Origin of the sequence: Clostridium sp. AF22-10, from assembly GCF_003478725.1 — a bacterium.
In the GTDB taxonomy this organism is placed as follows: domain Bacteria; phylum Bacillota; class Clostridia; order Lachnospirales; family Lachnospiraceae; genus Otoolea; species Otoolea fessa.
Window position 1 is genome coordinate 1 of the sequence record NZ_QUFZ01000051.1, and the last position, 3,848, is coordinate 3,848.

The following is a 3,848-nucleotide window of genomic DNA, read 5'->3' on the forward strand; positions in this document are numbered from 1 at the left end:
AATATTATTAAAGAATATATTAATGAATCAGAGCAATATAGAAAATGTATGGATATTATTCCAAAATTAATATGGGATTCTCAGAGAATGTCTATGCAGAACGAAGCAGATAAACATCAGAGAAAGGCAGATAAAATAGCAGAACAAATAAATGATGGAATTAATCCTTATGCTTGGTTTGTTAAGAAAAATTTCGATAGATATGTAGATGACATCCATTATAAAGCTGATTATCTTGTTTATTTGAATAGAATATAACAAGTAATGAAACTCGTATTTCACAAGGAGGCAAAATATTGAAGATTGGTGACAAAGAAAATGTTAATGAAATCACACTCAGACATAAGGGCAGAGATATTAAATTTGAATGTTTTGTCAAACCATTTCCTTACGGATTTAAAAGAAAAAGATCCAGTTGAGATTGTTTTTGATGATTTGATAGAAGTAGATGCATTAATTGATATGTTAAAAAGATTCAAACAGGAGTCACAGGAATATATAGGTGTTTGGAAGAGGAGTGGAAATTAAATGGATATTTATAATACAAAACGAAGAAAAATTAAATGTGTTAGAAACGATGATGACGTATGGGGTGGTGGCGGTGAAAATCATCACTTATTGGAAGTTGGTAAAGAATATACATTGGAAGATATTCTAGTTCATTCTTGGCACACAATTGTATATATAAAAGAGTTTCCAGATGTGGAATTCAATAGTGTTGCATTTGAAGAAATTGATTAGGAGAATAATAATATGTCGGATTATAAACGAGGAAATAGAGTAGAGTGTAATTTAATCAGAGATCCGATTGATAAATGTAATCTCAATAGTGTTGAAATTGGAAACGCATTAAAAAAGTATGTATCAGTTGAAGAATACCATAGATTACACGACAATCATCTATATATGACTATGCCGATTCAGAAAAATAGTAAGTATGTTCGTGTTATAGAAATTTGTGCAGGCTGCAAACTTTATTGTGCAGATGAAGATGAGTTATATGAAATTGATAAGAAATTAAATGAACTTGGATATGAAACAAGAGTTGGTAGAAATATGTATACAGGCAATTTGAGTATTGCAGTAATTAGAGATAAGGAGAATATTATAATATGAAGATTTTAGCATTAACAATTTTATTCGTTCTGGCATTTTTGAGAGTAAAGAACACTCCAAGTGCATTGAGTAAAACACTGTGGGAGAACAAGATGATTAAGCAACTAAAGAATAATGAAAAACAGAATGGTGGTAAACCTTATAGCGATGAAATGCAAGGCACAGTAATTTTTCTAACATTTTTGATTGAACTGTTTTTAATTATTTTCTACATAGTGTTAGGTAATAAGATTGGAACAACTGAATTTATTATTATGTCTGCTTTACAGGTATTTACTTGCTTATGGGATTTATGTGTGAGCATTAGCGAGTTCAAGAGTGTATTTTCTTATAACATTGAAGATCATAAGTTTCATAGATTTCAGTTATTATTTAACTTGGTTCTGGATTACGTTTACTATCCCTATGCAATTTATATGTTGTTAAAGTAGAGAATAATAAAAGTAATGTATAAAAAGGAGCAAATAAGTTTAATGAATGAGTGCCAGTTTTGCAATAAGATTTATAATGCACAAAAATTAAAAGGAACATATTGGGTAGACCGAGATGTCGCAAATTGTATTACATACAATGAAGATGATAACACATATAATATTTGGCATGAATGCCAAGATGATTATTATTCTGACAATATTTTAGAAATTAATTTTTGTCCTAAATGTGGAAGAAAATTAATTCAAATTATAAAGCATTAAGATAAGATGAAATTTTGGTTTCCTATGGAGGTATGAAATTTTGGTTTCCTATGGAGGTGGTCTATTGGAATTAGACAGAGCAATAAGAATCATAAATTATGATATTGATGAAATGCATCAGAGTCAGAACAATTAGAAGCATTTAAAGTATTCTTTAAAGAATTATTTGATACAGATATACAAAATAGTGATGGTGGATATAGAAGTATCTATGATGTATTTTCAGAAGCAAGCAAAAAGTACAATCAAAAAAATAATAAAGGTAATTGATTATGAGAATTGAAGAAAGAGAGTATATTGAACCAGAATCCATAAGTGAAGAAATTATAAATGCTATAAATACAGTTAAAGAGTATTGTAGAACACATGAAGGATATGAAGATTGTAGAAGATGTGTTCTTTGGTACGGTATTCATAATTTTGGATGTAGCAGTCCTTATTTATGGGATATTAGAAAGAAGTAACAGAAAATATAACAATATAAATGCAATGCTAAATCAAAGTAAAACCACGTTTCTTTTGAGGGGTGAATTATGGGTAAATCATTAGAATTTGTAAAAGAAAGAATTGTATTAGGTCAGTGCAATGGTATGGAGAATAATAAATATGAATTCATGATTGAACAGGATATACGAGAGTTATTTACGGTTATTACTTACACCAAAGATGGAACAATTTTAATAAATGTTCCTTATCTTAAAGGTAATAAACCTTATTTTAATATAATTATTAAGCGTGATCCAGATGCAGATTTTGAATATTTTACAATGCAGCGTTGTAATTGTGACGGAACGTTTGTATTCTTTCAAGATTTAATGGGTGAGTGCATAGATAAAATGATTCATCTTAAAACCTGTAATGTAAATAAAAAGATACCAAAAGACTTAACCGGATATTCTATCATCTATACTGTTGGAGATTTTGTGTTGGCAGAAGAATTTGGTAATGAGTTTGCAACTAAAGAAAAGCCTTGGATGCAGAGTAGATTCACAGCTATGTTGCCAATTAAGTTTGATGTAGTAAGAAATGGAGAACAACAGTATGGAGTTATCACAAGATGAAAGACAAAAATTTTTAGAGTTAATAGATAAAGTAAGTCCATGTGCTGCAATTTCTGAAAAAGAAAATCTTGAAAAGTTTAAAGAGTGGCTGGATAGTAATATGTCAAAAAGAGTTACATTTGTTGAAGCTCCAAAAATATTTAAAGATCAGGTTGGAAATGACAAAGTGTTTCTTGTACCAACAAATTGCGGAGCCATAAAACCAATAAGAGTAATATTCGAAGGAGAATAATAGTATGGAAAGATACAAATTAACCAGAAGTCCTAATCCAGAAACTCATGCGTCTGGTGAAGTGATTTTTATAAAAGATGAAAATGATAATGAACTTAATGTTGGATTTAGTGATGAACTTGATGCGTTTGACTATATAAAATTGCAAGTAGAAAATGACAAAGAATACGCAGATTATCTCGAAAATCCAAACAAGCATATCATGGATATGTATAATTCGTTGGATGATTTTGATAAAAGAATGATTGAGCAGAGTTTGATACAAAAATATAGAAATGAGTGTATGTATCAATATTTTAGGTAGGCGATAGATATGAACAAGCGACAGAAAAAGAAATTATTCAAGCAGACACTCATTAAGGTGAGAAAATTGTATCCACAGAAAGGTGATGTGATTTGTTTTCAGCCAGATTTAGATTGGATTGATATAGAAACCATGTGCCAGTTTATGAAAGTTTATTCGAATAATGATGTTTTCGGTGAATCGAAGTTGGCTCTTGTACCTGCTGATATTAAGCAACTTAAATATAAAAAGGACGCTCAGATATATATTAACAAGTTGCAGCGTATTGTAGATCAGATGGGAGAATAACAATATGATTTTATTTATTTTGATAGTCATTGGAATAGCTTTATATACCATTTTTGCAGATGATTGGCTAATCGATAGTATCAAAAATATTGAAGAAACAAATAAAGAAGTCAAAGAGAATATAGAATATGTTAGAACAAACTATTACACAT

The 3,848-nt window shown here is 29.5% G+C and carries 10 protein-coding genes; all 10 read left to right on the forward strand.

Going from position 1 to position 3,848, the window contains the following annotated elements; translation table 11 throughout:
- Nucleotides 1-258 (forward strand): hypothetical protein (locus DWX91_RS16865; RefSeq protein ID WP_182435119.1); only part of this gene is annotated, 258 nt, incomplete at its 5' end.
- Nucleotides 259-303: 45 nt separating this feature from the next.
- A complete protein-coding gene (locus tag DWX91_RS15965; RefSeq protein ID WP_147354437.1) occupies nucleotides 304-528 on the forward strand; it encodes a hypothetical protein in 225 nt (74 codons plus the stop codon).
- Nucleotides 529-741 carry a hypothetical protein gene (locus tag DWX91_RS15970; protein ID WP_118539771.1) on the forward strand — a complete coding sequence of 71 codons (213 nt, stop codon included), beginning with the start codon at nucleotides 529-531 and terminating at the stop codon, nucleotides 739-741. It begins immediately after the preceding gene.
- 12 nt (nucleotides 742-753) lie between these two features.
- A complete protein-coding gene (locus tag DWX91_RS15975; RefSeq protein WP_118539773.1) occupies nucleotides 754-1,116 on the forward strand; it encodes a hypothetical protein in 363 nt (120 codons plus the stop codon).
- The gene (locus DWX91_RS15980) at nucleotides 1,113-1,547 is read left to right on the forward strand and encodes a hypothetical protein (protein ID WP_118539775.1); all 435 of its coding nucleotides are present in this window, start codon (nucleotides 1,113-1,115) and stop codon (nucleotides 1,545-1,547) included. The genes DWX91_RS15975 and DWX91_RS15980 overlap by 4 nt, the downstream gene beginning before the upstream one ends.
- Before the next feature lie 536 nt (nucleotides 1,548-2,083).
- On the forward strand, nucleotides 2,084-2,275 hold the full coding sequence (locus DWX91_RS16490) for a hypothetical protein (protein ID WP_147354438.1): 192 nt from the start codon (nucleotides 2,084-2,086) through the stop codon (nucleotides 2,273-2,275).
- Nucleotides 2,276-2,344: 69 nt separating this feature from the next.
- Nucleotides 2,345-2,872, forward strand: a complete 528-nt coding sequence (locus DWX91_RS15990) for a hypothetical protein (RefSeq protein ID WP_118539779.1) — start codon at nucleotides 2,345-2,347, stop codon at nucleotides 2,870-2,872.
- Entirely contained in the window at nucleotides 2,853-3,104 is a 252-nt protein-coding gene (locus DWX91_RS15995) for a hypothetical protein (RefSeq protein ID WP_118539781.1), read from the forward strand. Before DWX91_RS15990 ends, DWX91_RS15995 begins: the two co-directional genes overlap by 20 nt.
- A gap of 4 nt (nucleotides 3,105-3,108) precedes the next feature.
- Entirely contained in the window at nucleotides 3,109-3,408 is a 300-nt protein-coding gene (locus DWX91_RS16000) for a hypothetical protein (protein WP_118539783.1), read from the forward strand.
- A 9-nt stretch (nucleotides 3,409-3,417) separates the two neighbouring features.
- A complete protein-coding gene (locus tag DWX91_RS16005) occupies nucleotides 3,418-3,696 on the forward strand; it encodes a hypothetical protein (RefSeq protein WP_118539785.1) in 279 nt (92 codons plus the stop codon).
- Nucleotides 3,697-3,848: the final 152 nt, after the last annotated feature.

Excerpts from the sequence above, each read along its gene's own strand:
- DWX91_RS15970 (WP_118539771.1), top strand. The coding sequence starts at position 529 with ATGGATATTTATAATACAAAACGAAGAAAAATTAAATGTGTTAGAAAC.
- DWX91_RS15975 (WP_118539773.1), top strand. The coding sequence starts at position 754 with ATGTCGGATTATAAACGAGGAAATAGAGTAGAGTGTAATTTAATCAGA.
- DWX91_RS15980 (WP_118539775.1), top strand. The coding sequence starts at position 1,113 with ATGAAGATTTTAGCATTAACAATTTTATTCGTTCTGGCATTTTTGAGA.
- DWX91_RS16490 (WP_147354438.1), top strand. The coding sequence starts at position 2,084 with ATGAGAATTGAAGAAAGAGAGTATATTGAACCAGAATCCATAAGTGAA.
- DWX91_RS15990 (WP_118539779.1), top strand. The coding sequence starts at position 2,345 with ATGGGTAAATCATTAGAATTTGTAAAAGAAAGAATTGTATTAGGTCAG.
- DWX91_RS15995 (WP_118539781.1), top strand. The coding sequence starts at position 2,853 with ATGGAGTTATCACAAGATGAAAGACAAAAATTTTTAGAGTTAATAGAT.
- DWX91_RS16000 (WP_118539783.1), top strand. The coding sequence starts at position 3,109 with ATGGAAAGATACAAATTAACCAGAAGTCCTAATCCAGAAACTCATGCG.
- DWX91_RS16005 (WP_118539785.1), top strand. The coding sequence starts at position 3,418 with ATGAACAAGCGACAGAAAAAGAAATTATTCAAGCAGACACTCATTAAG.